Here is a 26,363-nt window from a genome sequence, read left to right on the forward strand (position 1 = left end):
AGCGCACCTTAGAGAGTGGATGATGGAATTTAAAGTTGATACCCATACACATACGTACGCCAGTGGTCACGCGTACAGTACCTTGATTGAAAATGCAAAGTTGGCAAAAGAGAACGGGCTGGATATGTTCTGCACGACCGATCACGCAGAATCAATGCCGGGTGCGCCTCATTACTGGTTCTTCTCTAACCAGAAAATTCTGCCTCGCTTTCTTGAAGGCGTTGCGATTATTCGCGGCGTTGAATCTAACATTATGAATACCGAAGGCGACATTGATATTCCGCTGAGTGTAGACCGCAACTTAGATTGGGTGATCGCGAGTTTTCATGAACCCGTTTTTCGTCCTGCAAACAAGCAAACTCACACGGAAGCACTTGTTAATGTCATTCAGAGTGGTCGTATTGATGCGCTCGGTCATCTTGGTAATCCAAATTTCGACTTTGATTTTCAGACCGTTTTAGCGTGCGCGAAAGAGCACAATGTCGCGATTGAAATTAATAACACCACGCTGAAAGGCAACAGCCGAGTAGGCAGCGTAGACCGTTGCCACGAGATTGCACAAATCGGGAAAGATCTCGGTGTTTTCTTCACCACGGGCAGTGACGCGCATTTCTGTCACGATGTTGGTAATCTGGATTTGGTTGGAGAGTTAATGGACAAAGTGGGTATTGATAGCAAGAAAGTGATTACTCACACCGCTCAGCAGTTTTTGTCTTTCTTAGCTTTGAGAGGCCGTAAACCAATTGCAGAATATGACAGCATTCTCAACGCATAAACTTGATTACATTTAAGGTATGCACCCGACGCCAGATTGCTTTACACTGCGACCCGGAAATACTCAACTAAGCTAGTTTTTCGCCTCTTATGGCGTAGGTTATTTGGGTGAATAAAGCCGACACAGAATTCGGCACTATAAATGGAGAAGTGAAAAATGTTACGTCCTTTAGTCCTAGGGTGTGCGATTGCGTTTGGCTCAACATACGCAATGGCAGAAGCGGTTGATTTAAAACAAAACATGAAACAGATGAAGATGGAATTCAAACAGGCGGCGGAAGCGTCTGATGTTGAAACCATGAAATCTGCGATTGATAGCTTGCAAGCGATTGTTGAACAATCTAAGCGTGGTAATTACCCACCAGAGAAGTTTGATACTTACTTAGAAGGCTTTAACAAGCTGACGGTAACGCTAGATAAGATTGAAGCGGATCTTGATGCGGGCAAGCTACAAGAAGCAAAAGCTCAACTGCGTGAAATCGATAGTCTTCGTGAAGAGTACCACGACAAGCGCAATCCAAGCATTTGGAGCAAGTTGTTCGGCTAATTATCTACTGAGCGGAGCATTTGCTCGTGGCAGTGGGTTACGCGTTATCTCTAAGTAATGAATGAACACATTATCAGCCTGCCATTTCGGCGGGCTTTTTTGCGCCTGTCAATCGATGCATTCAAGAAAACCTGTGAGGTAGCAACCACTTATTGATACTGTTTTTTGAGCTATCACTCAAAATTGGTTACGCTGTGTGAAATTTGTTAAGTCACCGTTATGCGTAGATTAATTCCTTTTTACCGCTCGATGTTATTTGCTAGTGCTCTCAGTTGGGTGCTAGTGACACTGATGCCTGTTATCAATGCTCATGGTAACAGCATGGGCGTGTGGGCGACGCTATGTACGCTTAACGGATTTGAGTTGGTCCAAATAGAAGAGGGCGACAATTCGGTCAGCCACAAAGGCAAGCCTTGTCCGTTTAGCCACTTCTCGACTTTTCATCACGATACACTTCCAACGACACCGATACTTTCAAGACAGAGCTTGGTGACTTCTGACAGCTACGCTTATTTGGCTCTAAGTGTGCGATTTGAAACACCAGTTCCTAGAGCGCCGCCAGTTTCCCTTTTCTCATAACAAAAACAATTACACGATACCCAAGTAACCTCGAGATGCTTGGTTTAGCGAGAATGACTTGGTTTGTAGACGCGGCGGCGATTTAAAGGTCTAGTGGGTCTAAATCAAGATATCGACAACAAAGTATACAAGCCAAGACAACTCGCCCTTCGGGAGCGTGTCATTGCTCCGATTGCTGCTTCAAACAACTTGGAAAGAGTTGTCTATTACACAGCGTTGTTTTCTTTGCACTCGAATCAATGACAACGCTCTGAATCCAGCATCTTGCAGTCACTTGGGTATATAGCCAACAACACTGCCACTTCGAGCAGTGGTACTCCCAAATCTAAGTCAATTAGCGCCGCATACGAATGTGTATGTGCAGGATGCGTTTGACTGAATTTGGGTGTTCAACAATGAAAAAAGGAAAATACACATGTTGAGAAACTCGGCAAAGCCTCAACTCAAGGAAGCCTCACGCTTAAAATCCATCTACTTTATGACGTGGCGATGGCACTTTTACGCAGGTTTGTTCGTCATTCCATTTATGCTCATGCTTTCCCTCACGGGGTTGGTGATGTTGTTTGATGACGAAATCGAATTGGCTCGATACGAAGCGACATTACAAGTTTCACCACAAGAGCAAATGGTTCCCGTCTCTGTACAATTAGAAACCGTAAAGCAGGCCTACCCCGATTTTAATGTCACTCAATTTGTACCTGCTAAAACGGCCGATATTGCCAACCGCTTCTCGATTCAAAACCAAGAAGGCAGCTCACTGATTGTTGCAGTAAATCCTTATACAGGAGACGTACAAGGCACCATTAATCGTGGTGATAGCATCTATGAACTGATGAACAGCATTCACGGTACGTTGCTCATCGGAGACTTAGGCGACCGTTTAATTGAAATCGCCGCCAGTTTAGGCATTTTACTGTTGGTGTCTGGTTTGTACCTGTGGTTACCAAGAGACAACGCAAGCCGTGCTGGCTTTTTGAAAATTCGTTTTGGCAGTGGAACTCGTATTTTGATGCGAGATCTGCATGCGAATTTAGGTGGTGTGCTATCAATTGTTCTGTTGTTCTTTTTGATTTCAGGTCTGTCTTGGGCTGGGATATGGGGCGCGAAAATGGTGCAAGCTTGGAATACCTTCCCAACCTATTACACATGGGGTGAGAAACCAGAGTCGACACTGACACACAAAGACCTGAATCATGGTGCATCAGAAGAGATGCCATGGAACTTAGAGCTTGCTGCTGTGCCTGAATCGAAAGACAAACCCGCTCATGATCATGCCAATATGAAGGAAGATATGGCATACGCAGGCAACCATGATGCGCTCTCCATTGATGATATTGTCCTCAAAGCTGAAATGATGGGCTTCACTGGCTATAAGCTGTTTTTGCCACGCTCTGAGACGGGCGTTTACACTGTTGCAGCTAACTCCATGGGTGGCGATATCTCCGACCCAAGACAAGATCGCACCAGCCACTTTGACCAATATTCCGGTCGTTTGCTGGTGGATGTAACGTGGCAAGATTACAGCCTATTTGCCAAGTTCATGGCGGCAGGTGTGTCACTGCATCAAGGTGATGTCAGTGTGCTTAACAAAGTACTCAACGTAGCGTTCTGTTTGGCGTTCATCTTAATCTCAATCACAGGTGTGGTGATGTGGTGGATTCGTAGACCAAGTCGCAGTGCCGTATTGGGCGCGCCACCTAAGTTTCAGCAAGACGGCATTTGGAAACTTGGTTTAGTAACGTTGGTGATATTGTGTCTGGCGTTTCCGATGGGCGGTTTAGCGATTGTTACGGTTCTCGCACTGGATTGGCTGTTGTTCAACCGCGTTGAGAAGCTGAAAACAGCGTTGAATTAGTAACAGACAAAGAATGGAATAGTAAAAGAGCCAGCGACGTGCTGGCTCTTTTTATTTCTGGTAAATCTCCAGTGGCAAGCCATCTGGATCTTGGAAGAAGGTAAATGCTTTGCCTGTGAATTCGTCAATACGAATTGGCTCAACTTCAACGTCATTCGATTCTAGGTAGGCTTTCACCTGTTCAACATCATCAACCAAAAACGCGAGATGTCGCAGCCCTTGTGCTTCAGGAAAGCTCGGTCTCTCTGGTGCGCTCGGAAAGCTAAACAGTTCCACTTGGCTACCGTCAGGTAAAGCGAGGTCAAGCTTGTAGGAGTCTCTGGCTTCACGATAGTTTTCAGCAATGACTTTCAATCCCAACACTTCAGTGTAAAAGCGTTTTGACCTTGGGTAGTCGCTGCAAATGATCGCGACGTGATGAATGGCATTAAACATGGTTAGCCTCTTCAAGCATGGTTAGTATCCTCGGAGACTAAATGCTCCTTAACGAAGTCGATAAACACACGCAGACGAGCGGGCATGTATTTGGTTTGCGCATACTGCATCGCGATAGCGCCATGGTAGTTACTCTTGATCATCCAATCCGGCAGAACCTCCACCACTTCTCCTTGCTCTAACGCGTCTTTGATCACGAAGTCATGGAAGATCCCAATTCCCAAGCCAGACTTAACCCCGTTTAAGCGCATTTGAGAATGGTTGACGGCGTAGCGTCCACTCACGGCAATGGAGTGGAACGCTTCTTCTTTAAAGAATGACCAGATGTTGTCTTTGTCGTTCTCGGCAAGATAAATGCAGTCGTGTTGCTCAAGCTCGGTTGGGTGCTCAGGCATACCGTGTTTAGTGAGATAATCTGGAGAGGCACACAAAACAAGGTTGGTCTTGCTGATCTCTTTGAGTACCAGATTTTCATCGGGTTTGTCGGTGAGCTTAAATGCGACATCAATACCTTGGCGGAAAAGATCAATCTCACCATCTGCTGCACGCAGCTTAAGCTGTATATTTGGATAACGTTCTAGGAATGGCAACACAAACGGTTGAAGCACCGAATTAAGAAATGCTTCAGGGGCTGCCACTGTGAGTGCGCCTGTTGGCTCGGCATGATCTTCCGCTGATAGCTCAACGGCTTGCTGCGCGGCATTCACCATTGCGATGCTTTGGTCGTAAACCTTTTGCCCAGCTTGAGTAATGATCAACTTACGAGTCGTGCGCTCAAACAGTTTCACCGAGAGGGCTTGCTCTAATCGTGTGATCAACTTACTTAAAGCCGATGGCGTTACGCCGAGTTGTTTAGCAGCAGCGGTAAAACTGCCTTCGTTTACCACCAAGATAAACGAAGCAAGATCAGGAAGTAGGGCTATGAGTTTTGGATTAACCATAATTGTTCAGTTCTGCGCAGCGGAATAACGATATTGTCTGGTACGGTTTCACGAGGTTCAAGTGTCACCGTCTCGCTTTAACGATATTTTGCCAAAAATGCTTTGAGTGCAGGCAAGCCAGATTCACCAGTATGGTATTGCTGCCAACAGTGATAAATGGCCGTTTCGTGGTCTGTAATCAACTCGATAGCATCTCGCTCAGCGATTGAATACTGCTGTGAAGCTTTCACTTCTTCATGCCACTCTCGATACTTAACCTCATAAGGTTCTACCCACTTTAGAAGAGTCGCCACCAACTCTTGCCATGGTAAACCAATCCACTTGGTTGCATCTGCCAAGCCTTTATCAAACATCTCTTGGTGTCGACTTTCTATATCCATGCCATTTGTCAGCAGTACAGGTTTGAGCTTTTCTGCGGTGAGTTCTTCCACTTCAATCAAGGTTTGCCACAGCGTTTGTTGTTCACTTTGGGCGTAATGGCTCAAGTAGTGGTTGAAAAAAGCGATGCCGTAGATTTCGCCATAGTAGGCAGACAGAACGTTATGAATCATGGTGAGAATCGTGATTTAAACAGGGAATACCGCATTGTAGGAGGGGAAAGCGCGAAGTGTAAACACCTGATTAAGAGTAAAAAAGTGCTGCTGACAGAATTCGAACAGAACTTGTGAGAATTTTATGAGAATTCGATGAAGTTGCTGATAGATTTGCTCGTCATTCTTAGAGGCAAGAACGCAAAACGTTCGAAACGTAATGCTTAACCTACTCAAGTCACGAACAAAGAAGTAAAGCCGTATACATGGGCTTGGGTAGTTCAACCCTCATTAAAGGATGGAATCACAATGAAAAAACGTACCCAACTCGGACTCGTCATGACTTCAGTCGCTATGGCACTAGGCTCTGCATCAGTGAATGCGGCGGAATTGGAAATCACCGTGACAAACGCAACCAAAGGCATCTACTTTACGCCACTTATTGTCGCTGCACATGGTTCTGATCTTCAAATGTTCAGAACGGGTCAAGCAGCAACGCCAGAACTAGAAGCAATGGCAGAAGGCGGTGATATCTCTGGTCTTGCTAGTGTGATTGGTAACGCTGGTGGTGCGGTGGTTGAGAATCCTGCTGGTGGCATTTTGAATCCGGGTGTTGCAACCACCTTCACCTTGGACAGTGGCGACCACGGTTATCTTTCTTTGAGCGCGATGCTGCTGCCAACCAATGACGGTTTCGTCGGTCTAGATAGCTGGAAGATTCCAACGGAAGCGGGTACATACCGAGCAACGCTAAGAAGTTACGATGCTGGTACAGAAGCGAACGATGAGCTTGCGTCTAGCATGCCAAACCCACCTTTCATTACCTTTGGTACTGGCGGCACAGGCGTTGAAGCAACGGTAACTAACGACAAAGTTCACGTGCATCCGGGTAACCTTGGTGATAGCGACCCATCTGGCGGCATCAGTGACCTAGACAGCAGTAGCCATCGTTGGTTAAACCCAGTCGCAACCATCACAATCGTTGTGAAGTAAGGGGGATGTATGAAATACAGAATCTTACTAGTAGCAGCTTCAGTCGGCTTGCTCGCCGGTTGTCCAAGCGATGATGATAATGACGTAGTGAAATCGTACCGCTACACCGTCAACGTGGCGAACTTGACTGCGAATCAACCTATGTCTCCGCTCGCGGTACTCACTCACAATGGTGACTACCAACTGTTTGAAATTGGACAAGCGGCATCTGTTGAACTTGAGCATCTTGCCGAAGGCGGTAGTAACGCTGAGCTGATTGAGTTGATGAACAGCAATGACAGTGTTTACCAAGGTATTTCGGGCAATGGATTGGTGTTGCCTGGCGCATCGGACGAAGTCACCATCACGGTTGACCCTAGTCGTTACGGTTACTTGTCTGTGGCGTCTATGTTTGTGAATACCAATGATGCCTTTGTTGGCGAAACGGGGTTATCGCTCAAATCGCTCGCAGTAGGTGAAAGCTATGAGATGAGCATGAACGTTTGGGATTCCGGTACAGAGCTAAACGATGAACTTGCTGCAACCATTCCGGGCCCAGCAGGTGGCGGTGAGGGTTTCAATGCCGCTCGTAATGACAGCAGTGACGTTGTTGCATTCCATGCGGGTGTTGTTAGCCAAGATGATGGATTAGCAAACTCAGCACTCTCTGCGAACCATCGTTTCTTGAACCCAGGTGCGAAAGTCACCATCACTCGAGTCGAGTAACACAGGCTCCGATGACGTCTCCTTTCCAAAGCGCTTGTAGCCGAGCGCTTTATCCCTCATGGCGTCATCGGAACCTTTTTTGAAAGAATTTCTAATTTGTTCCGGTCATGTGCAAAGTGAGGATACTCGAAGGCAAGGAAAGGACCATGGAACAACAGGTAATCAATTTAGTCGCGAACATCTTGTTGGTGGAAGATGACGATGATTTGGCAGAACTGGTTCAGATGCATCTCAAGTTTCAAGGACACCAAGTATCGCGAGCCACAAATGTCGCCGATGCTAAAGCGCAATATCAGCAACAACCCTTTGATTTATTGATCCTTGACCGAGGTTTACCAGATGGTGATGGTCTAGATATCTGCCATTATTTGCGTCAGCAACAAGATTGGAGCCCAGTGCTCATGCTGACAGCCAGAGACGGTGAAATGGACAAGGTTGACGGTTTAGAAGCGGGTGTTGATGACTACATCACTAAGCCATTTAGCGTATTAGAATTCCAAGCACGAGTGCGAAACGTGCTGCGCAGAGTCAGCCAAACCGCTGAAGCAAAGGTGGCAGATGAAGTCCTCGATGACGCGATGGATTTTGGCCCGCTGAGAATCATTCCGGAGTTGCACCAAGTATCCTTAAACGACAAGGATGTCACGCTCACCGCGACAGAGTTTACTTTGCTGCAGTTTCTCGCGACTCGTCCGGGCAGAGTCTACAGTAAAGATGAATTGCTCGATCACGTTTGGAACACGAGTCATTCTGGTTATCACCATACGGTGTGTAGCACCATAAACCGTTTACGCAGCAAGTTGTCTTTGTCTGATTCTGATCATCACTTCATTCAAACCGTGTGGGGTGTTGGGTATAAGTTTCAGCCAAGACACTAATGCACGGAAGTAAGCCAAGACAGTAAGTCGGCAGTTGTTTTCACCGTCATTTTTCAATCATCACGGGTGTTTCAAAAACATCGCTGTTTAAGGAGGCGATAGGATGAGCTTCAAATCTCGCTTGGTAGTATTTACTAGCTTGTGGTTCTGCCTCGCGGCGGTGGTGATTGCACTAACTTACAATTGGCAAAAAGAAACCATTGAGCTACGCACTAAGCAAAGCCTACATAAAGAGCTGGCAAGCCATATGCGTGACGATAATCCGCTGATGATCGGGACGGATTACAACCCTAAAGCACTTAAGTCGATCTTTCACACGCTCATGCTGATTGGCCCTGATTTTGAAATCTACTTCCTCGATAGCCAAGGCAATATCACCACCCATGCAGCACCAGAAGGAGCGGAGATCATGGGAGCGGTGGATCTCAATCCCATTAAGCAATTCTTAAATGACCAGCCTTTTCCTATTTTGGGTGAAGACCCACGTAATCGTGGTGAACACAAAGTCTTTTCTGTCGCAGCGATAGAGGAATTAGGCTCTACGGTCGGTTATCTCTATGTGGTGATTGGTAGTACCCGACATGACGCCATTGCCAATGCTCAAGTCGATACTCCTTACATCGCGCTGGCAGGATTGGTCTTAGTGTCCATTTTAGGCTTTGCTCTTGGAGCTTATGTACTGGTCAAACGTAGCCTATTGAACCCAATTGAGCGCGTGACCAAGCAACTTCAACAGCAAGCTGAACATGATTTCCGCCTGCAACCTGATTTTACTCACCAAGTGCCAGAGCTTGTGCCGATTGCGCACTCTTATCAGATGATGGCGAAGCACATTCAGCAGCAGTTTTTACAGTTGGAGTATCAATCGTCTCATCGTCGTCAAAGCTTGTTGCAGCTTAGTCATGATTTAAAAACGCCGTTATCGAGCGTGCTGGGCTATTTGGAAACGTGGCGTTTGCAACATCCGGAATCCGATCCTTTGATTGACGTTGCTTTTCGAAATTGTGAGAAGCTCTCAACTCAATTGCATTCTTTGTTAGACGCCGCGCGCAAAGAAGCTCCAATGCCAAACTACGAGTACCGCCCCGTAGATCTTGGCGCGTTGATGGCAGAATGTGCCGAAACGATGCAGAGCCAGTTTTCTCGTAAAGAAGTGGTGTTGAAAGTGGATATCGATAGCGAAATCCAAACCGTGGGTGACAAGGGGCTATTGGAGCGGTTGGTATTGAACCTGCTTGAAAATGCATTGCGCCACAGCCCAATCGGCTCGGAAGTGCATTGCCAAGCACATTTGAGTGAGGATAAGTCGCGTATCCACTTTACCTTCGTCAATCACATCGAGGAAGAAGCGGAGGGCGGTTCTTTGGGGATCGGGACGAAGATTGTTCAATCGATCTTAATGCTTCACCACAGCTACCTTGAGACCAATGCAACCTCCTCTCAGTATCAACAGAAGTTCACACTTCTCGCAATCTAAAGAGAAGTGTGAGACATAAGTTAATGTTTATTCAATAACACCACATACGACGCGAGCGCCGCCACCACCTAGCTTACTTGGGTGATCGGAGTGATTGTCACCACCTGCATGGATCATTAACGCTCGACCTTTTAAATCCGATAATTTTAGGCGAGGCGCGACAACGGGCTGATTGGTATTGCCGTCCATGTCCACATAGAGTGGAGGCAAGTCGCCTAAATGATTGTCATCGGTCCAAGGATAGCCATGCTTCCCTGTGTTGTTAGGATCATAATGGCCACCTGCTGCGCCGCCTAATACGGTTTTGTCATCCTTTTCTATGCTATCGCAAGATGGATTAGTGTGAACATGGAAACCGTGCACACCTGCTGACAAACCTGATAATTGAGGCGTAAAAACAACGCCATAATCACTTTGTGAAATCTCAATGGTACCAGCGCTCTCATTGGTGTTGAGAGCAGTCATTTCTACCGTTTTTGCTAGCGCGTTAGGGGCGGCGACAAGAGCGGATGCAACTGAAATGCATAGCAATCCTTTTAACATGGGACCTCCTTCTTTTATGGTGTACGCTCAAGCACATATTAGTGAAAACCTGTTTTACTTATGCCTGTTGAGCGGTGAGTTTATGTCATAGAGTGATGTGTATCACTTTATGGTCTTAAACTGATATCTCGATCCGAAATCAGCTTTCTTTTATTTAGTCTTAACATGTTGAGATCGTTAAGATATAAAAAGAATAGACGCCAATCTTAAAATAGCCTGAATATTTTTAAATTAACGCAAAGTTAAATTTTTAATGACTTTATAACAAAGCTCATAATTGTTTTATAAAGAATTTGGTGGAATTGTCCGCAATAAAGAATAGTCAAATTAACGAATATATTAATGTGAACATTGTTGTTTATAGATTTGTGGTCAAACTGTTGCTTATATCATCAAATAAGATAAAAAATTGGAACTAAAGTCACTTAATGGCAGAGGAAAAAATTAAACTCTGATTGTAATGGGTAATAATGTTTTAGTAACAGATAGTTACGCACTTAAAATTAATAATATGGCTAATTTCCGACAAGGATTGAAAAAGATGAAAGACAAGGAATCTATTCAGACTAATAGCAGCCGCCGTAATTTTCTGAAAGGCGCAACAGGAGCTGTTGTTGCTGGTGTGAGTGCTTCCGCTTTCTCAGGCGTAGCTCAAGCACGAGAACAGAAAATTGATTGGAGCGGCCGCGGGCTAGGTAGAAAACACGATAAGCGCTTCTGGCGTAAAGTGCGAAGACAGTTCGTTTTGGACAAACGAACCACTTACATGAACATTGGTACAACAGGTTCAATGCCAAAACATGTTCTTGAAGATTACGAGCATAACAACAAGCTGGTGGCTAAATATCCTTGGGATATGAAAGGCAAATTTGGCTCTTGGCCTTATGTTTCAGAGATGGTTAAAGACGTCGCACCAGGTTTTGGTGCTAACCCAGAAGAGATCATTCTCAGCCGCAACACTACTGATGGCTTATGCTCGATCATTAATGGCTTACACTTTGAACCAGGTGATGTGATTCTAACGACACACCATGAACATATTGCTGCAACATCACCTATGAACGTAGCGAAACATCGTTTTGGTGTGGATGTGGTAGAAATTCAACTACCAGTATTTACTGGTACTGAAAACGTTTCTGAGCAAGATTACATTCAAGCGTTCCGAGACGCGCTTGATACGAATCAAAACGTTCGCCTAATTGTTTTCTCTCATATCACATACAAAACAGGAACCGCGCTACCAGCAAAAGCCATTTGTGCTTTAGCAAAAGAGTATGGTGTACCTACTCTTGTTGATGGCGCGCATACAGTCGGTATGTTTGACCTTGATTTCCACGATATGGATTGTGATTTCTATGCAGGATCTGGTCATAAGTGGCAGTGTGGTCCGGGCGCGACAGGTATTCTGTATGTTCGTGATAACGGTAACCGTTTGAATGAGTATTGGAGTGACCGAGAGAACCCGTTATGGTTGATCAACTCCTCACTTTCTCATGCTGATTACCTGGGTAAACAGCTGCAAATGCAATACATTGGTAACGATAACTATCCTGCGAAACAAGCACTAGTTGATAGTTGCAAAATGTGGGATGAGATTGGTCGAGACCGTATCGAAGAGCGAGTTGTAAGCCTTGGTAGTTTATGTAAAACCTTGCTTCAAGAGTACTTACCACAAGCCAAAATGTATTCACCAAACGTGGAAGGCTTAACCAGTGGCTTAACGACGGTTAACCCGTTCTCCGATGTAACTAATGAAGAGATACTGACGGAATTCCGAGATCGTTTACGTGAAGAGTATGGTTACATCATCCGTACGACTAGCTTTAAGCTGCATAAGGATGATGACTTTGATACTTACGCGCTGCGTATCTCTACGCATTTGTTCCATGACGAACAAGATGTGGAAGGGCTCGTAGTGGCGATGACGAATTTGTATTACTCGTCGTTCTAACATCGTTGTTTATCACTCAAGCGCCCATTATTGGGCGCTTTGTGAAAGGTAAGGATATTATTATGTCAGTCATAACATTCAAAAGAACTTTAGCGACGGTGGCGCTCATGGTTACCTCTGTTGCGTCGTCTGCCGCTTGGTCAGACGATTTACAACAAATCCGTGAACGCGGTGTACTGCGTCACATTGGTGTCCCGTACGCTAACTTTGTCTCCTATATTGAACAAGGTGAAGTGGAAACTTTGACTGGCTTAGATGTAGAGATAATAAAAGGTTTTGCCAAGTCGTTAGGTGTTCAGTACCAGTATGTTCCAGCACAGTGGAGCGACGTGGTTGGTAAGTTGACAGGGCAAAATGTGCAATATCACAACAAGCAGGCTGTTGTCGGAGAAAGTGTTCCAATTGAAGGCGATTTGATCGCAAATGGCGTTACTATTCTTGATTGGCGCTCTGAGGTTGTCGATTTTTCACAAGATTATTTTCCTTCAGGTGTATGGTTGGTTTCCAGATCCGACTCTAGTCTGAGCCCGATTAAACCAAGTGGGTCGGTCGATGAAGATGTTAAAAACGTCAAGCAGCTGATCGATGGTCGCGAAGTGTTAGCTTTAGAACATTCTTGCTTGGATCCTAACCTTTATGACTTATATGACACAGGTGCAAAAGTTATATTACCTGATGGGGCGCGTCTCCTTAATGAGATGGTTCCAGCGATAATGAAAAATGATGCGGAAAGCACATTATTAGATGTTGCGGATACGCTAATTGCCCTCGAAAAATGGCCGGGTGAAATAAAAGTCATTGGCCCTATATCTGAAAATCAAAAAATGGCTGTTGCATTCCGTAAAAATTCCCCTGAATTACGCAAAGCATTTGATCGTTATTTAGACTCGATAAAAAAAGACGGTTCATACGAAAAACTAGTAAAAAAATACTATCCATCTATTTACTACTTTTATAACGATTACTTTATAGAAGATAAAAAGAAAGTCCGATGAATAAGGCCGTTAAAAAAATTTCCAGTAAAAGATTTATTACAATAAGCGCAATATTAGTTTCAATTTACTTAGCTATGCTTATTATTGTGACTAGCGTAGGTCAAAATAAGTTAAAAGAATCTCAATACAGAGAACTAGATTTAAAAGTAAAAAGTTATGCAAGCACACTCGATAATTTATTTACCATAGCGAGTGAAGATGTTGATAATCTAGCTACAGATAAAACAATACAAACATTCTTTGGTAATTTAGCTTCTGGCATGTCAATGGAGTATGGGTTAGGTGCAAGTTTAATTAATTTAAAGCGTCGCTTCGATGAGAAGATAGACAGTAAGCTAATTAATAGCAGCCAAATCTATAAGAAGCTCACGCTGGTAGGCAGTGATGGAGTCACCATTGTCACCACTGGATCTGAAAACCTTGCCGAGCACAAAATGGACATACAAACCTTAATGACTCAACACGGGCATCCCGAAGAGGTTTGTGCGACGCGATACAATGATGACGTTCGCATTCAAGTCATTAAGCAAGTTAAGTTCTCCGGAAAGCCTGTTGCCTTTTTAATTGCCGATCTTAATAAGAATATTGTTATTGACCAACTTACTAACCAAGAACATGAAGATAGTTATAGCCGAATGGTGCTAAAAATAAAAGACGTGGAAATGGTTGTATGGGATACCATAAATAAAACACCTTCTCACAATAAGGATGAGAACTATTTCGTTTCTGAGGCTGTAGACGGAAAAATTTACTTTGAAGTTCCTGTGGATAAACATCACTTCAAATTGATGGCGTGGTTCGAGCCTTTGAGTGAACGAGATATATTTACATCACGGCTCTTTATTATTGGTTTGAGTATTCTGGCCGTTATGATCGTCATTGCTTTATGTTATGCATTCATCACGAACAATAATAGGATTGAATTGAAAATTAAGCTTGAGGAAGAAAAAAAGCGTAAAGATATTCTTTCTCAACAGAATAAAAAATTAACGAACGAAATTGAACGTCGAAAAGCGTCTGAAAAAGAACTCGCCTTCCAAGCTAAATATGACACATTAACCAATTTACCTAATCGTAGTTATGGTTCCGAGCGATTGGCTTTGGAGTTAATTAGGGCATCGCGTAGTGGGTCTAAAGTTTTGGTGATGTTCATCGACTTAGACCACTTTAAGCAGATTAACGATTCAATGGGACACTTTGTTGGGGATGAAATCCTTAAACTCAGTGCTCAGCGACTGTATCAAGTCGCAAGAAAAACAGACTTATTGGCGAGAATTGGTGGGGATGAGTTTTTACTCGTCATCCCAGACTTGCCTGATAATGATACTGCAAAGCGAGTTGCTTCAAGTGTACTTTCGGCGTTTAACGATCCGTTTGTTTGGAACAACCATGAATTCTTCTTGAGTAGCAGCGTTGGAATGTCTGTGTTCCCGGATGACGGAGACAACGCTGAGCAGCTCCTTGCATGTGCTGATATGGCAATGTATCGGGCGAAACAAGATGGGCGTGATGGCTTTTGTTTTTATAACCATAATATGAACCAAGATTTGCAACGCTATTTGGATCTGGAAAATCGTCTGAGAAGTGCGATCTCCAATCAGTTATTAGAGCTGTATTATCAGCCAATTATTGAGCTGAGTAGTGGTAAAATCGTAGGTGCAGAAGCGCTAATGCGTTGGAATGATGACAAGTACGGATTTGTAAACCCTGAAGAGTTTATCTCTATTGCAGAGAAAAATGGTTTAATTCATCAAATTGGTGAGTTTGCTATTCAACAAGCGTGTCGACAAGCGGCACAATGGCAAAGTCTGACTCCGTTGTTTGTTTCTGTAAACTTTTCTAGTGTTCAATTTAGGTACTGCGAGCGCTTACTTACGTTTATTAAACACAGCCTTGAGGAGTCTGGTCTTCCGTCAGATAAGTTCGATATTGAAGTGACAGAAAGTCTCCTCTTCAATCACGATTCTGAGCTATTAGACATGCTTAATAACTTACGAGCGTTAGGCACTAAACTTACTATTGATGATTTTGGTACTGGTTATTCTGCGCTGAGTTACTTGCAGAAGTTTCCGTTCGACCGCTTAAAAATTGATCGTAGCTTTATGCAAAATATGTTCGAGAACGACTCAGACCGCGAGCTTGTGAACGTAATCATAGCAATGGCAAAAGCGCTGGATCTTAAGATCGTCGCAGAAGGCATCGAAGAACAGCGTCATGTAGATTACCTGAAAAACCTAAACTGTGAGTTCGGACAAGGTTTCCACTATAGCCGACCATTACCTGCTAAGGACTTTGAAGCACTTTTGGCTAAGCCTACCTGGCTATAATTCCTTTTATAACAACATCATAGAAAAGCATTAATCGAATTTGTGCCTAGGATTCATTAATGCTTTTCCACCTTAAGGTATAATCCTTCCTCCTTCCTTGAATTACACTACAATTAATTGATGAGTGATAGCCCGTGACGCCCGTCACATAAAGGCTCAACCTAATTCTAAACGAGTAAATACTCGCCAAAATAACTAGGAAGGAATTTCAAATGTCTTCTGCATTCTACCAACAGATTCAGCAGCAAATCGAAGAAGTAAAGGCGGAAGGCCTTTACAAATCAGAGCGTGTCATTACGTCTCAACAGCAAGCGGCTGTTAAAATCTCTACTGGTGAAGAAGTACTAAACTTCTGTGCGAACAACTACCTTGGCCTTGCCAACCACCCGGCACTTATCGAAGCGGGTAAAGCAGGCATGGACGAGCACGGCTTTGGTATGGCTTCAGTACGTTTTATCTGTGGTACGCAAGACATCCACAAAGAGCTTGAGCAGAAGCTTTCTAAGTTCCTAGGTAAAGAAGATACGATTCTTTACACATCATGTTTCGACGCAAACGCGGGCCTATTTGAAACTATTCTAGGCAAAGAAGACGCAATCATCTCTGACGCTTTAAACCACGCGTCAATCATCGACGGTGTTCGTCTATGTAAAGCGATGCGTTTCCGCTACTCAAACAACAACATGGAAGAGCTAGAGCAACAACTGATCGCTGCGAAAGAAGCAGGTGCTCGCCACATTCTTATCGTAACGGACGGTGTGTTCTCAATGGACGGCGTAGTAGCAAACCTTCCGGCTATCTGTGACCTAGCAGAGAAGTACGGCGCATTGACGATGGTTGATGACTCTCACGCTGTTGGCTTCATGGGCAAAACAGGTGCAGGTACGCACGAGCACCACAACGTGGTTGACCGTATCGACATCATCACTGGTACGCTAGGCAAAGCAATGGGCGGCGCTTCAGGCGGTTACACATCTGGTAAAGCGGAAGTGATTGACTGGCTACGTCAGCGTTCTCGTCCATACCTATTCTCTAACTCTGTTGCACCAGCAATCGTAAGCGCTTCTATCCGCGTTCTAGATCTACTAGAAGAGAGCGGTGACCTACGTGATCGTCTATGGGAAAACGCAGCACACTTCCGTACTCGTATGGAAGACGCGGGTTTCACAATGGGTGGTGCTGACCACGCAATCATCCCAATCATGCTTGGCGACGCAAAAGTAGCAGCAGAATTTGCAGAGCGTGCGCTGGAGAAAGGCATCTACGTAATCGGCTTCTCATTCCCTGTAGTACCAAAAGGTCAAGCACGTATCCGTACTCAAATGTCTGCGGCGCACTCTCGCGAGCAACTAGACCGTGCAATCGACGCGTTCATCCAAGTTGGTAAGGACATGGGTCTTATTTAAGATTCTAGGCCTTAGACAATAGGGCCTTTAATTAAGGTTACATTATGAAAATTAAAGCATTATCAAAGCTAAAGCCTGAAGAAGGCATCTGGATGACTGAGGTTGATAAACCTGAAGTTGGCCATAACGACATTCTGATCAAAATTAAGAAAACCGCTATCTGTGGTACAGACGTACACATCTACAATTGGGACGAATGGTCACAAAAGACAATTCCAGTGCCTATGGTTGTCGGTCACGAATACGTGGGTGAAGTGGTTGCGATTGGTCAGGAAGTTCGTGGCTTTGAAATCGGTGACCGCGTATCTGGCGAAGGTCACATCACGTGTGGTCATTGTCGTAACTGTCGTGGCGGCCGTACTCACCTATGTCGTAACACGATTGGTGTGGGCGTTAACCGCGAAGGTGCATTCGCAGAATACCTAGTGATCCCAGCGTTCAACGCGTTCAAGATCCCTGAAGGCATCTCTGACGATCTAGCGTCTATCTTTGACCCGTTTGGTAACGCAGTACACACAGCACTTTCTTTCGACCTAGTAGGCGAAGACGTGCTTATCACAGGTGCTGGCCCAATCGGTATCATGGCAGCAGCGGTTGCTAAACACGTTGGTGCTCGCCACGTAGTGATCACAGACGTGAACGAATACCGTCTAGAACTTGCTCGTAAGATGGGTGTAACACGCGCAGTAAACGTGGCTGAAGAGAAGCTAGAAGACGTAATGGCTGAGCTAGGCATGACAGAAGGCTTCGACGTTGGTCTAGAAATGTCTGGTAACCCAGCAGCATTCAACTCAATGCTAACCACAATGAACCACGGTGGTCGCATTGCACTACTAGGTATTCCACCGTCAGACATGGGTATCGACTGGAACCAAGTTATCTTCAAAGGCTTGGTGATCAAAGGTATCTACGGTCGCGAAATGTTCGAAACTTGGTACAAGATGGCTTCACTGATCCAATCTGGTCTGGATCTATCGCCAATCATCACGCACCACTACAAGATTGATGACTTCCAAGAAGGCTTCGATGTAATGCGCAGCGGTATGTCAGGCAAAGTTATTCTTGATTGGGAATAACTTATTCAAGTAAGAAATGCGCTCCTTTTTGGGGCGCATTTTTGTTTCATGAAGATTCTTGTTTCGGGAAGAAATGGTCGCCAATCTTTTCTAAACTTCTCGTGTCGTTCTGCTACTTTTTTTAGATTTTTTCCACTCAACTTCACCCTACCTTCTAACTCATTGTCGATTCTGTATTTGGAATAAGATAATAACCATTTGTTTTTAGTGGTTATTTTTTAGCATTACATGCTTAAAAATCGTCACTTTTAAGTTTAATATTTTTATTTGCTGTTCGTCTTTATCCTTATCCTGCTTCTTTTTATTGTTTTACATTTTATATGCATTTGGTTTGTCATAATTGAGCTATAACTAATAAAAAGGTTACCGATATACAGTGGAATGTAAAAATGGAGCTTTATATGAAAAGATTTTATCTGATGATGCCTCTGCTCTTAACCTCATTTAGTTGGCAAGCGAGTGGAGCGTCAGTGAGCGGTACGATTGATGTTTCAATTAACCTTGTACAAGGTTGTGTGATTAATGGAAATAATGCGGTAGATGCAGCTTCTGGCGTTGGCTTTGGCTCACTCGCCTTTGGAGACGTGCCTGCAATCTTCAGTGAACAAGATGGTGTGGTAAATGGTGGTAGTGCGACGGGTATTGAAGTGCTTTGTAGTAACGGTGTGACACCGACGTTTACATTGGGCACCGGATTGTATGATGCAAGTGCGACCGTTGGTACCTACGCGATGTCAAATGGCGCGCAATTTATTGATTATACGTTGTTTACCGACTCAGACCGAAGCACACAAATTATACAAGGCGGGACGGTAGCTCTGTCTGAATTTACTAGTGCAACATCGCAAACTATTGAGCTTTTTGCGAAAGCTTACGGTACGAGCAGCATTGCCGGTACATACTCCGATACCATCAGTGTGACGCTAAGCTGGTAAATCGTGACGCTGGTTGTTAGGAGCTTTTCACTTGTCGCGATGAGTTTGTGTTCTTTAACTGTGCTGGCTGATGCGACACAAACTTTTCAGGTGTCTGCCATCGTAGATACAGGTTGTTTGATTAACGGCTCAGTACAAGAAGAAAGCCCAACCCAAGCCGGGCAAATAGGTACGTTAGATTTTGGTGAGCATTCTTCAGTTTACGCGACGGAAGTACAAGGCAGCATCACTTACAGTTCATCACTCACATTAAGTTGTACTCCGGGTATTACGATGAATGTTTCCGTAAATGGCGGGATGAATGCATCGGATGGTGTACGTAAGCTAAAGCACAGTGAAGAAGCGACAACGGTAGATTACTTTTTGTTCCAGGATCTAAATTACACGCAGGTGCTTGATATTGACACGCAATATTCCGTCGATACTGAGCAAGACCCAGATAATATTCAGTTTCCTATCTGGGCAAAGGCGACAATAAATGGGAATGAAATGGCTGGAATTTATATGGATACGCTTACGCTGACATTAGAGTGGTAAGTGAACTTTGGAGGGGTGAAATGGAATTCATACTCAAAAAACTATTATTAATAACCTTCCTTTTTGTTTTTTTCTCAAATGCCAACGCTAACTCATTATTAATTTGGCCGATTTACCCCAAAATATCAGAGGAGAGTAATGCAACATCACTTTGGATGGTAAATAAAGGCAGTGTTGATTCTTATTTACAGGTGAGAATTTTTAAGTGGGAACAAAACGAAGGAGAAGATAGTTATTCAAGTCAAAGCCAGTTAATTGCAACTCCTCCGTTTGTCAAAATTGAACCAGGTGAAAAGCAGTTAATCCGCATCATCAACCAAGATGAGGCCTCTGCGGGTAAGGAGTATGCATACCGAGTGATCATAGATGAATTACCGCCAACTCAAAACCCTCAAACAGAATTGACGGAAAATGAACTCGCTGTCAAAGTCCGAATGCGTTACTCGATACCTTTGTTTATTTACGGGAAAGGGCTGACTGATACTCAAAAACCAAACCGTGACAGTGAATTATGGGGTGATTTACAGGCACAGTTTATTAAGAAAAATAATCAGCGTTTTGTTCACATTAAAAATTCAGGAAAACACCATGTTCGCTTAGTGAATTTACAGTTGAATCTACCAAATAAAGATCCTGTCGTTATTTCCGATGGACTAGCTGGCTATATTCTTCCTGAACAGTATAAGGTTTGGTCTATTCCCCATAGTAATGTCAGACCCTTGAGTTTGAGCGCGAATATTGGAGGTAAACGTTACCAAATACCATTGAAGCAATAATGAATAGATTTAATACAATGAATGCTTTCTTTTGGTTGGTATTACTTAGCGTAACGTGGAGCAGTATTGGTCTTTGTGCAAATTCAGCAAACCACTTCTCTGAGCTACCGAGTCCTGAAAATTTCTCTTTAGAAAAGTTTGAGAATATCAGCCTCAATCTGGAGTTGGTGATCAATCAAAGAGCAACAGGGCTTGTTGCGAAAGTTGAGCGAGTTGGCGATCAGTTCTTTTTGCTCCGGGAGGACCTCATTTCAGTTGGGGTTACCGCCAAGTCGTTGCCTGGAACCGAAGAGAGACTTGAGGTTACGTCTATCCCAGGTGTTAACGTGCGTTACTTGCAATCGTCATTGCAACTTGCAATTGACGTACCGCCTAATTGGTTACCGATGCAGAACTTATCAGCGCAGGATATGGGGCGATTTTCCCCGGCTCAGTTTGGGCGTGGTGGCCTGCTTAACTACAACGTATTTGGTGTGTACGAGAACGAAAGCCGACAAAAGGAGGTTTCTATCAATCATGAAGTCAGAGCCTTTTCTGAGTTTGGCGTTTTTTCTACTACCGGGATATTTAAATCTAACTTTCATCGCGATGTTCAGTCCCAGCAAAGCAGCCAGTACACTCGTTTTGATACGAGTTACGAGTACGTCAATCAAGAGAAGCGAATTCGTATGGAGGTAGGGGACTATATTGTTCGCCCTTTATCTTGGAGCCAACCAGTAAGACTGGCGGGTATTCAGTTGTCGCATGATTTCTCTATGCGTCCGGATGTCGTGACGACGCCGTTACCTGCATTTTACGGTGAGGTCACAGCGCCCACTACGTTAGATTTGTTTATCAATGGCTTTAAAACTGACTCAATGAATGTTGGGCCCGGTCCTTTCATTATTAACGATATTCCAATGCTCTCTGGTGCTGGGGAAGCAACGGTAATTGCAACGGATGCTCAAGGTAAGCAAACGGTCATGACCAGCCCATTTTTTCTCTCTTCCGATCTACTCAAGACCGGATTTACATCTTACAGTGCGAGTATTGGTGCGATCAGAGAAAATTTCGGTAATGCATCTAACGACTATGGAGACGGTGGCGTGGTTACCGCTCTGCGTCATGGCATGACTGATTGGTTAACACTAGAAGCTCAAGCTGAAGCAAAAGACGACCTGATCGTTGCGGGGCTGGGCTTTGTCACCAATGCTTTCAACTTGGGTACGGTGGATGCCTCGTTTCGTGTGAGTAATTTTCAGGATCAATCTACCTCATATGCGCTAGGTTATAGTTATCAGTCTCGGCTGTTTAGCTTCGCTGCTCGAACTCAAGTAGAACAAGTCGACTTTTATACCTTATCTCATTTACCAAATTACGAAATGCTCGATGAAGGCAAGGACGCTTCACTCGCGTCGCGTCATCTATCACAAATCAATATGGGAGTCCGTTTGGGAGATTGGGGCTCACTTTCTGGTGGATACTTTGATATTCAACAATCCGACTCAGATTCACGTACCCTAAACCTTACTTATAGCTACGCTCTGCCTTTTAATATCAATATGTCCCTTTCTTACAACCATAGTATTGGTGGTCAGAGTGTTACGTTGGCGCAATTCTCTCTACCTTTCAGTTCTTTGGGGGGAAGTTCGGGGCTAACGCTGAAAAGAGAGGACGATGGCGATGTTAGAGGGCGAGTGGGTTACAGCCGCCTTGCGCCAATACGAGGTGGGTGGGGCGTCAATTTAGCGCATGATATTAACGAAGACCCAGAAAACCGTAAACAGGCCGATTTGACCTACCGTGCGTCATGGGCGCAGTTCAGAGCTGGGTTAAATGGCACCAGTGGCGACTATGATTATTTTGCGGAAATGGCAGGTTCGGTCTCTACGTTGGATGGAGAAATATTCCCGGCGAATGAAGTGTATGACAGCTTCGCGGTGGTGAGCACCAGTGGTTTTGAAGGTATTCCGGTTAAATATGAAAATCAAATTGTCGGAGTGACAGACGATGAAGGTTACCTACTTGTTCCTTGGGCTACGGCGTATTACACCGCCAAATATGAAATCGATCCACTTAATTTACCAGCCAATGCTGCGTTTTCTGCGACAGAGCAGTTTGCTTCGATACATTCGGGCTACGGCTACCTGTTAGAGTTCCCAATAGAGCTACAAATTGCACTGAGCATGACGGTGGTAGACGAAAATCATTTGTTCCTTCCGATTGGTACATATGGCCGCTCAGAAACGGGCTTAACAAGCCAAATTGGTTGGGATGGTTTTACGTACTTTGAAGGCGTTGACCCAGGCCGCTATATTCAGTTTTATCCTCAAGGACAGTCGCCATGTAAAGTGTTTATTGAGGGGTTGTATCAGCGTGACAGTCAAAAAATACAAACATTGCCTGAGCAGGTTTGTATCAAAGCCGAAGAAGAGACCGCACTATGATTTTGCGCAGCTGGTTTGCTAGCCTACTTCTCTTTTTCTCGTGCTCGACAATGGCTTGTCAGCTCACGGCGGCAGCACCTTTAATCTTGTTTGGCAATGTTTCTTCGTTTACTGTTTCAAGCTCTCAGCAGCAAAGCTCAGCTCAGCCTCATGCGGGGATTACGTGTGACTTTTCTACACTTGTGTCTTTGTTAAGTGGCGACTACGTATCAGCAACGTTTAACAGTATAAATAATGGTTTGCTATTAAATGAGGATGATCCGAGTTCGGAGCTCAGCTATCAGATTTTTGGCGATCCAGGTCTTTCACAAGAGTATGTATTCGGCCAAACTTACAATTTTTTTGAAATCGGGTTACTCGATTTACTCGGGTTGTTTGGCACTCAAGCCGAGTTTCCGCTCTATGCTCGGACGGGAGTGGGTAGTAATCTTTCCGCTGGGACTTATAAAGACCAAATCACCGTAACCTGGATTTGGGATTACTGTAAGGGTATCGGGGTTCTAGGGGTATGCATTGGCCGCGCCAATGGCAGCGCTCAAAGCGTGATTACGGTTGAGTTGGAAGTGACCCCTGATTGTATGATCACAGCGCCAGATATTGATTTTGGTTCGTCCCCATTAGTGGCCGGTTTTGAACCAGTCAGTCAGGTTATATCGTTAACTTGTACCAAGAATAGTTCCTTCTCCATTGGCTTGAATGACGGCCTAAATGCGTCCGGCGGTCAGCGGCGAATGATTTCTAGTGGTCACTATTTGGAGTATGAAATCTATAAGTCATCATCGATGGATCGCTGGGGAGGAACCAGTTCTGAACGTCGTGAACACAGTGACGTCGATACTGGCGGCTCCATTCCGGATGGTATCACTCCACAGAATTATAATTATCGCGCGCAGATACTAACCAGCCAAACGACCCCTCCTGCAGGTACTTACACCGATTCAATAATCGTTGACGTTCAATTTTGAGCATCATGTCAATTACATCATTAGAGGCTTCTATTCCAAAAATCTTTTGTAATCATAGTTTTCACTCTGTCACTGCTTAATTTTGTGAGATTAGTATGGCTTTATTCTCACGGAATTTAACTTTCAGAAATAAGGAAAATGATGAAGAAGTCACTAACAACATTAGGTTTGGCACTGGTATTTACAGGAACAGCTTATGCAGCAAGCTGGGGCTACGAGGGAAACCATGGGCCAGCTCATTGGGGTGAGTTTGCATCTGAGTGCGCAAAAGGTCAAAACCAGAGCCCAATCAACATTGAATCGGCGACCGAAGCGAAGCTAGAAAAATTGGATTTCGACTACGAAGGTAAGGCAATTTCACTGCTGAACAACGGTCACACTTTACAGACTGGTTTAGAAGGTAAAAACACACTCACCATTGATGGTAAAGAGTTTACGTTGAAACAGTTCCACTTCCATACGCCATCTGAAAACCATGTGGATGGTAAAGAATACCCACTAGAAGTACACTTTGTGCATGCCGACAAAGTAGGTCATCTAGCTGTTGTCGCGGTGTTCTTTAAACTGGGTGACGCGAACCCAGATCTAGCTAAGATGCTAGCTAACATTCCAACTAAAGATCAAGACGTTACCATCAAGGTTCCATTTGATGCTGATGCCCTTATCCCAAGTGATAAAGACTACTACCGCTTTAACGGCTCACTAACGACACCGCCATGCTCTGAAGGTGTACGTTGGTTGGTGATGAAAGAAGCACAAACTATTTCTCCTGAGCAGATAAAATCTTTTTCGGAAGTAATGGGGAAAAACAATCGCCCAATCCAACCGCTGAATGCACGTATGGTGTTAACGCAACAATAACCACTTCATGCGAAGAAAAATAAAAAGCCCGCTTAAACACAGCGGGCTTGATTATTTGGGTATTGGTGAGAACTAGAAGCCGTGATCTTCTTGCTCTTCCGCTTTTACCATTTGTATAGGATCAAGCTTAAGCGTCTGAGTAGGGAACGCGATATCTGCATCGTGCTCTTTAATGATGTTGATTACCTTAAGCAGTATGTCCTGCTTAACCTCATGGTATCTCACCCAATTCACGGTTTTAGTAAAGGTATAGATAAAGAAGTGCAACGATGATGGACCGAATGTATCGAAGTTGACGATAAGTGTTTGGCGTGCATCAATGTCTTTGTGATTTTTCAGCATTTCTTTTACCGCGGTGATAATTTGCGGCATTTTTTCAGCATCGTCGTAACGAAGTCCAATTTTTTCGTAGATACGTCGGTTCAGCATGCGAGATGGGTTTTCTACGACAATGCTGCTAAACACTGAGTTTGGCACATACAGTGGACGCTTATCGAAAGTTCGGATAATGGTCATACGCCAGCCAATGCGTTCTACCGTCCCCTCTATTTGTCGGTCTGGAGAACGGATCCAATCGCCAACTTTAAATGGACGATCGAAGTAGATCATAAGACCTCCAAAAAAGTTAGACAGCAAATCCTTCGCCGCTAAACCGACGATCAAGCCACCAACACCACCGAAGGTAAGTAGGCCCGATAGTGACAGACCAAATGCCTGCATTACGGTTAGAATTCCGACGGTAATAAAGAACAGGCGCGCGACCTTAGCTATCGCTTGTACTGTTGTTTCATCTCGGTTCTTTTGTTCGAGAACATGCTCTTCAACATTGGTAATGAGCCGCATAACGGTCCATACGAAGATGCTGATGATTAAAATCAGTTTCAGCGTACTTAACCAGTTTATTTTATCGTTGAGCTCGCTCTCCAATATGATGCCAATAGAGACGGTTGCTGGCCAACACCAAATGAGTGTGCTGACGGGCGCTTTTAGCGCATCAAGCAACATGTCATCCCAGTGGAAGGGCGTTTTCTCTACGAGCGCAGCGAGGCGAGAGCGGATCAGCCGCCAAGCTATCCAAGCTATAAAGCTAGCGAGCGTAATGAAAAGGACGCTTCCACTCCAATTTTGATGAGACGTTTCAATGTAGCTTTGTAATTCGGTAAACCACTGTGGCATATGTAACTTATTTCTAGTGAACCATGGAAGGAAAGGTAGCAGATATTACTCCTTCACCCCAGTGATTTCCTTTAAATCATTTACTTATGTCTAAACCGCCCGAGATGGACTTTTCCTTCCAATGACAAGATAGTTACCTTTACGTTTTGCTGAGCGACCGCCTCATGCATGTTCAGAGGTACGCTACCAATGATTGAGGGTTGATATTTGGACGATCAATTATAACTTCTCTGACTTATCGCTAACATTTATCTTAAGTAAGTGTGAGAGTGTATTGGCTCTTGAATTAGCGGAGGCAGATATGGAATTTACAGAGCTGGATCGAAACGCGCTCTACGACATCTGGATGTCACAAAAAGCCAAAATGCACATCACTCAAATGGAAATGGCGAAGCGCCTTGGTTTGAGTCTACACGAGTTTTCTGGCTTGTTACGTGGTAATTCTCCACTGACGCTAGGTTTTGTAAAACAGCTATGCGAGCAGCTACATGTACGTCCTGGTCAGGTGATTCCGTCTTTGACGGAGCGTGACCTATCTGCATCTGGTACCGTTTATTTACAAAATCGTGTGACGGTGGATGGCGATATCAGTAACGTGTTTATCGACGGAAACCAAGTCGTGATCGAGTACGTTCACCAAGTTAGCTAGCTTGCTCGTCAAATTATCGGGTTGAA

General features: G+C 44.4%; 25 protein-coding genes. 20 read left to right on the forward strand and 5 right to left on the reverse strand.

Annotation, left to right across the window (positions count from 1 at the left end; genetic code table 11):
- The first annotated feature begins 22 nt into the window (after positions 1-22).
- The 4 genes from R7P67_RS01680 (at position 23) to R7P67_RS01695 (ending at position 3,755) form a co-directional block, all read left to right on the forward strand.
- Positions 23-775: a phosphatase gene (locus R7P67_RS01680; RefSeq protein WP_005375066.1), complete on the forward strand. Its 753-nt coding sequence runs from the start codon at positions 23-25 to the stop codon at positions 773-775.
- Between the two features lie 156 nt (positions 776-931).
- The gene (locus tag R7P67_RS01685; RefSeq protein WP_021035869.1) at positions 932-1,321 is read left to right on the forward strand and encodes a cytochrome b562; all 390 of its coding nucleotides are present in this window, start codon (positions 932-934) and stop codon (positions 1,319-1,321) included.
- A 219-nt stretch (positions 1,322-1,540) separates the two neighbouring features.
- Positions 1,541-1,900, forward strand: coding sequence for a hypothetical protein (locus R7P67_RS01690; protein WP_080276971.1), 360 nt, complete (start codon positions 1,541-1,543; stop codon positions 1,898-1,900).
- Positions 1,901-2,315: 415 nt separating this feature from the next.
- Positions 2,316-3,755 carry a PepSY-associated TM helix domain-containing protein gene (locus tag R7P67_RS01695; RefSeq protein WP_262653270.1) on the forward strand — a complete coding sequence of 480 codons (1,440 nt, stop codon included), beginning with the start codon at positions 2,316-2,318 and terminating at the stop codon, positions 3,753-3,755.
- Positions 3,756-3,806: 51 nt separating this feature from the next.
- Here the strand turns inward: R7P67_RS01695 and R7P67_RS01700 are convergent, their stop codons facing one another.
- The 3 genes from R7P67_RS01700 to R7P67_RS01710 all read right to left on the reverse strand — a co-directional run bounded on the left by R7P67_RS01700 (position 3,807) and on the right by R7P67_RS01710 (position 5,682).
- The gene (locus R7P67_RS01700; protein ID WP_054824245.1) at positions 3,807-4,190 is read right to left on the reverse strand and encodes a VOC family protein; all 384 of its coding nucleotides are present in this window, start codon (positions 4,188-4,190) and stop codon (positions 3,807-3,809) included.
- Positions 4,191-4,201: 11 nt separating this feature from the next.
- Positions 4,202-5,131: a LysR family transcriptional regulator gene (locus tag R7P67_RS01705; RefSeq protein ID WP_042601221.1), complete on the reverse strand. Its 930-nt coding sequence runs from the start codon at positions 5,129-5,131 to the stop codon at positions 4,202-4,204.
- A gap of 77 nt (positions 5,132-5,208) precedes the next feature.
- A complete protein-coding gene (locus R7P67_RS01710; RefSeq protein WP_239939114.1) occupies positions 5,209-5,682 on the reverse strand; it encodes a hypothetical protein in 474 nt (157 codons plus the stop codon).
- Positions 5,683-5,970: 288 nt separating this feature from the next.
- On the opposite strand from R7P67_RS01710, the gene R7P67_RS01715 reads away from it, so the two are divergent.
- From R7P67_RS01715 to R7P67_RS01730, 4 genes are all read left to right on the forward strand, one after another.
- A complete protein-coding gene (locus tag R7P67_RS01715) occupies positions 5,971-6,654 on the forward strand; it encodes a spondin domain-containing protein (protein ID WP_151515308.1) in 684 nt (227 codons plus the stop codon).
- A gap of 9 nt (positions 6,655-6,663) precedes the next feature.
- A complete protein-coding gene (locus R7P67_RS01720) occupies positions 6,664-7,359 on the forward strand; it encodes a spondin domain-containing protein (RefSeq protein WP_005443001.1) in 696 nt (231 codons plus the stop codon).
- A 146-nt stretch (positions 7,360-7,505) separates the two neighbouring features.
- Entirely contained in the window at positions 7,506-8,237 is a 732-nt protein-coding gene (locus R7P67_RS01725) for a response regulator transcription factor (RefSeq protein ID WP_239939113.1), read from the forward strand.
- A gap of 103 nt (positions 8,238-8,340) precedes the next feature.
- Positions 8,341-9,714: a sensor histidine kinase gene (locus R7P67_RS01730; RefSeq protein WP_064354929.1), complete on the forward strand. Its 1,374-nt coding sequence runs from the start codon at positions 8,341-8,343 to the stop codon at positions 9,712-9,714.
- Positions 9,715-9,741: 27 nt separating this feature from the next.
- Here the strand turns inward: R7P67_RS01730 and R7P67_RS01735 are convergent, their stop codons facing one another.
- Positions 9,742-10,257, reverse strand: a complete 516-nt coding sequence (locus R7P67_RS01735; protein WP_213903429.1) for a superoxide dismutase family protein — start codon at positions 10,255-10,257, stop codon at positions 9,742-9,744.
- Between the two features lie 541 nt (positions 10,258-10,798).
- Between R7P67_RS01735 and R7P67_RS01740 the strand changes: the two genes are divergently transcribed.
- The 11 genes from R7P67_RS01740 (at position 10,799) to R7P67_RS01790 (ending at position 24,512) form a co-directional block, all read left to right on the forward strand.
- Entirely contained in the window at positions 10,799-12,208 is a 1,410-nt protein-coding gene (locus R7P67_RS01740) for an aminotransferase class V-fold PLP-dependent enzyme (protein ID WP_213962325.1), read from the forward strand.
- A gap of 62 nt (positions 12,209-12,270) precedes the next feature.
- Positions 12,271-13,203 carry a transporter substrate-binding domain-containing protein gene (locus R7P67_RS01745; protein WP_005375093.1) on the forward strand — a complete coding sequence of 311 codons (933 nt, stop codon included), beginning with the start codon at positions 12,271-12,273 and terminating at the stop codon, positions 13,201-13,203.
- Positions 13,200-15,530, forward strand: coding sequence for a putative bifunctional diguanylate cyclase/phosphodiesterase (locus R7P67_RS01750; protein WP_318085861.1), 2,331 nt, complete (start codon positions 13,200-13,202; stop codon positions 15,528-15,530). The genes R7P67_RS01745 and R7P67_RS01750 overlap by 4 nt, the downstream gene beginning before the upstream one ends.
- 212 nt (positions 15,531-15,742) lie before the next feature.
- Positions 15,743-16,936 (forward strand): glycine C-acetyltransferase, encoded by a 1,194-nt coding sequence (locus R7P67_RS01755; RefSeq protein ID WP_005375095.1) that lies wholly within the window; start codon positions 15,743-15,745, stop codon positions 16,934-16,936.
- Between the two features lie 44 nt (positions 16,937-16,980).
- Complete coding sequence (tdh, locus tag R7P67_RS01760) at positions 16,981-18,012, forward strand: L-threonine 3-dehydrogenase (RefSeq protein WP_005383983.1); 1,032 nt, start codon at positions 16,981-16,983, stop codon at positions 18,010-18,012.
- A gap of 389 nt (positions 18,013-18,401) precedes the next feature.
- On the forward strand, positions 18,402-18,947 hold the full coding sequence (locus R7P67_RS01765; protein ID WP_005375099.1) for a spore coat U domain-containing protein: 546 nt from the start codon (positions 18,402-18,404) through the stop codon (positions 18,945-18,947).
- 39 nt (positions 18,948-18,986) lie between these two features.
- Positions 18,987-19,484, forward strand: coding sequence for a spore coat U domain-containing protein (locus R7P67_RS01770; RefSeq protein WP_175413522.1), 498 nt, complete (start codon positions 18,987-18,989; stop codon positions 19,482-19,484).
- A 20-nt stretch (positions 19,485-19,504) separates the two neighbouring features.
- A complete protein-coding gene (locus tag R7P67_RS01775) occupies positions 19,505-20,260 on the forward strand; it encodes a molecular chaperone (RefSeq protein ID WP_025768578.1) in 756 nt (251 codons plus the stop codon).
- Positions 20,260-22,686 (forward strand): fimbria/pilus outer membrane usher protein, encoded by a 2,427-nt coding sequence (locus R7P67_RS01780; RefSeq protein WP_372434491.1) that lies wholly within the window; start codon positions 20,260-20,262, stop codon positions 22,684-22,686. The genes R7P67_RS01775 and R7P67_RS01780 overlap by 1 nt, the downstream gene beginning before the upstream one ends.
- The gene (locus tag R7P67_RS01785; RefSeq protein ID WP_137283031.1) at positions 22,683-23,651 is read left to right on the forward strand and encodes a spore coat U domain-containing protein; all 969 of its coding nucleotides are present in this window, start codon (positions 22,683-22,685) and stop codon (positions 23,649-23,651) included. Before R7P67_RS01780 ends, R7P67_RS01785 begins: the two co-directional genes overlap by 4 nt.
- 141 nt (positions 23,652-23,792) lie before the next feature.
- Positions 23,793-24,512 (forward strand): carbonic anhydrase, encoded by a 720-nt coding sequence (locus R7P67_RS01790; protein ID WP_054702580.1) that lies wholly within the window; start codon positions 23,793-23,795, stop codon positions 24,510-24,512.
- A gap of 72 nt (positions 24,513-24,584) precedes the next feature.
- Here R7P67_RS01790 and R7P67_RS01795 read toward each other — a convergent pair whose 3' ends face one another.
- On the reverse strand, positions 24,585-25,688 hold the full coding sequence (locus tag R7P67_RS01795) for a mechanosensitive ion channel family protein (RefSeq protein WP_005375107.1): 1,104 nt from the start codon (positions 25,686-25,688) through the stop codon (positions 24,585-24,587).
- A 301-nt stretch (positions 25,689-25,989) separates the two neighbouring features.
- Between R7P67_RS01795 and R7P67_RS01800 the strand changes: the two genes are divergently transcribed.
- Positions 25,990-26,337 (forward strand): helix-turn-helix domain-containing protein, encoded by a 348-nt coding sequence (locus R7P67_RS01800; RefSeq protein ID WP_005375109.1) that lies wholly within the window; start codon positions 25,990-25,992, stop codon positions 26,335-26,337.
- The last annotated feature ends 26 nt before the right edge of the window (positions 26,338-26,363 follow it).

This window comes from Vibrio sp. Vb0937 (assembly GCF_033338855.1).

Coding starts and splice junctions, on each gene's coding strand:
- R7P67_RS01680 (WP_005375066.1), top strand. CDS start 23: ATGGAATTTAAAGTTGATACCCATACACATACGTACGCCAGTGGTCAC.
- R7P67_RS01685 (WP_021035869.1), top strand. CDS start 932: ATGTTACGTCCTTTAGTCCTAGGGTGTGCGATTGCGTTTGGCTCAACA.
- R7P67_RS01690 (WP_080276971.1), top strand. CDS start 1,541: ATGCGTAGATTAATTCCTTTTTACCGCTCGATGTTATTTGCTAGTGCT.
- R7P67_RS01695 (WP_262653270.1), top strand. CDS start 2,316: ATGTTGAGAAACTCGGCAAAGCCTCAACTCAAGGAAGCCTCACGCTTA.
- R7P67_RS01700 (WP_054824245.1), bottom strand. CDS start 4,190: ATGTTTAATGCCATTCATCACGTCGCGATCATTTGCAGCGACTACCCA.
- R7P67_RS01705 (WP_042601221.1), bottom strand. CDS start 5,131: ATGGTTAATCCAAAACTCATAGCCCTACTTCCTGATCTTGCTTCGTTT.
- R7P67_RS01710 (WP_239939114.1), bottom strand. CDS start 5,682: ATGATTCATAACGTTCTGTCTGCCTACTATGGCGAAATCTACGGCATC.
- R7P67_RS01715 (WP_151515308.1), top strand. CDS start 5,971: ATGAAAAAACGTACCCAACTCGGACTCGTCATGACTTCAGTCGCTATG.
- R7P67_RS01720 (WP_005443001.1), top strand. CDS start 6,664: ATGAAATACAGAATCTTACTAGTAGCAGCTTCAGTCGGCTTGCTCGCC.
- R7P67_RS01725 (WP_239939113.1), top strand. CDS start 7,506: ATGGAACAACAGGTAATCAATTTAGTCGCGAACATCTTGTTGGTGGAA.
- R7P67_RS01730 (WP_064354929.1), top strand. CDS start 8,341: ATGAGCTTCAAATCTCGCTTGGTAGTATTTACTAGCTTGTGGTTCTGC.
- R7P67_RS01735 (WP_213903429.1), bottom strand. CDS start 10,257: ATGTTAAAAGGATTGCTATGCATTTCAGTTGCATCCGCTCTTGTCGCC.
- R7P67_RS01740 (WP_213962325.1), top strand. CDS start 10,799: ATGAAAGACAAGGAATCTATTCAGACTAATAGCAGCCGCCGTAATTTT.
- R7P67_RS01745 (WP_005375093.1), top strand. CDS start 12,271: ATGTCAGTCATAACATTCAAAAGAACTTTAGCGACGGTGGCGCTCATG.
- R7P67_RS01750 (WP_318085861.1), top strand. CDS start 13,200: ATGAATAAGGCCGTTAAAAAAATTTCCAGTAAAAGATTTATTACAATA.
- R7P67_RS01755 (WP_005375095.1), top strand. CDS start 15,743: ATGTCTTCTGCATTCTACCAACAGATTCAGCAGCAAATCGAAGAAGTA.
- tdh (WP_005383983.1), top strand. CDS start 16,981: ATGAAAATTAAAGCATTATCAAAGCTAAAGCCTGAAGAAGGCATCTGG.
- R7P67_RS01765 (WP_005375099.1), top strand. CDS start 18,402: ATGGAGCTTTATATGAAAAGATTTTATCTGATGATGCCTCTGCTCTTA.
- R7P67_RS01770 (WP_175413522.1), top strand. CDS start 18,987: ATGAGTTTGTGTTCTTTAACTGTGCTGGCTGATGCGACACAAACTTTT.
- R7P67_RS01775 (WP_025768578.1), top strand. CDS start 19,505: ATGGAATTCATACTCAAAAAACTATTATTAATAACCTTCCTTTTTGTT.
- R7P67_RS01780 (WP_372434491.1), top strand. CDS start 20,260: ATGAATAGATTTAATACAATGAATGCTTTCTTTTGGTTGGTATTACTT.
- R7P67_RS01785 (WP_137283031.1), top strand. CDS start 22,683: ATGATTTTGCGCAGCTGGTTTGCTAGCCTACTTCTCTTTTTCTCGTGC.
- R7P67_RS01790 (WP_054702580.1), top strand. CDS start 23,793: ATGAAGAAGTCACTAACAACATTAGGTTTGGCACTGGTATTTACAGGA.
- R7P67_RS01795 (WP_005375107.1), bottom strand. CDS start 25,688: ATGCCACAGTGGTTTACCGAATTACAAAGCTACATTGAAACGTCTCAT.
- R7P67_RS01800 (WP_005375109.1), top strand. CDS start 25,990: ATGGAATTTACAGAGCTGGATCGAAACGCGCTCTACGACATCTGGATG.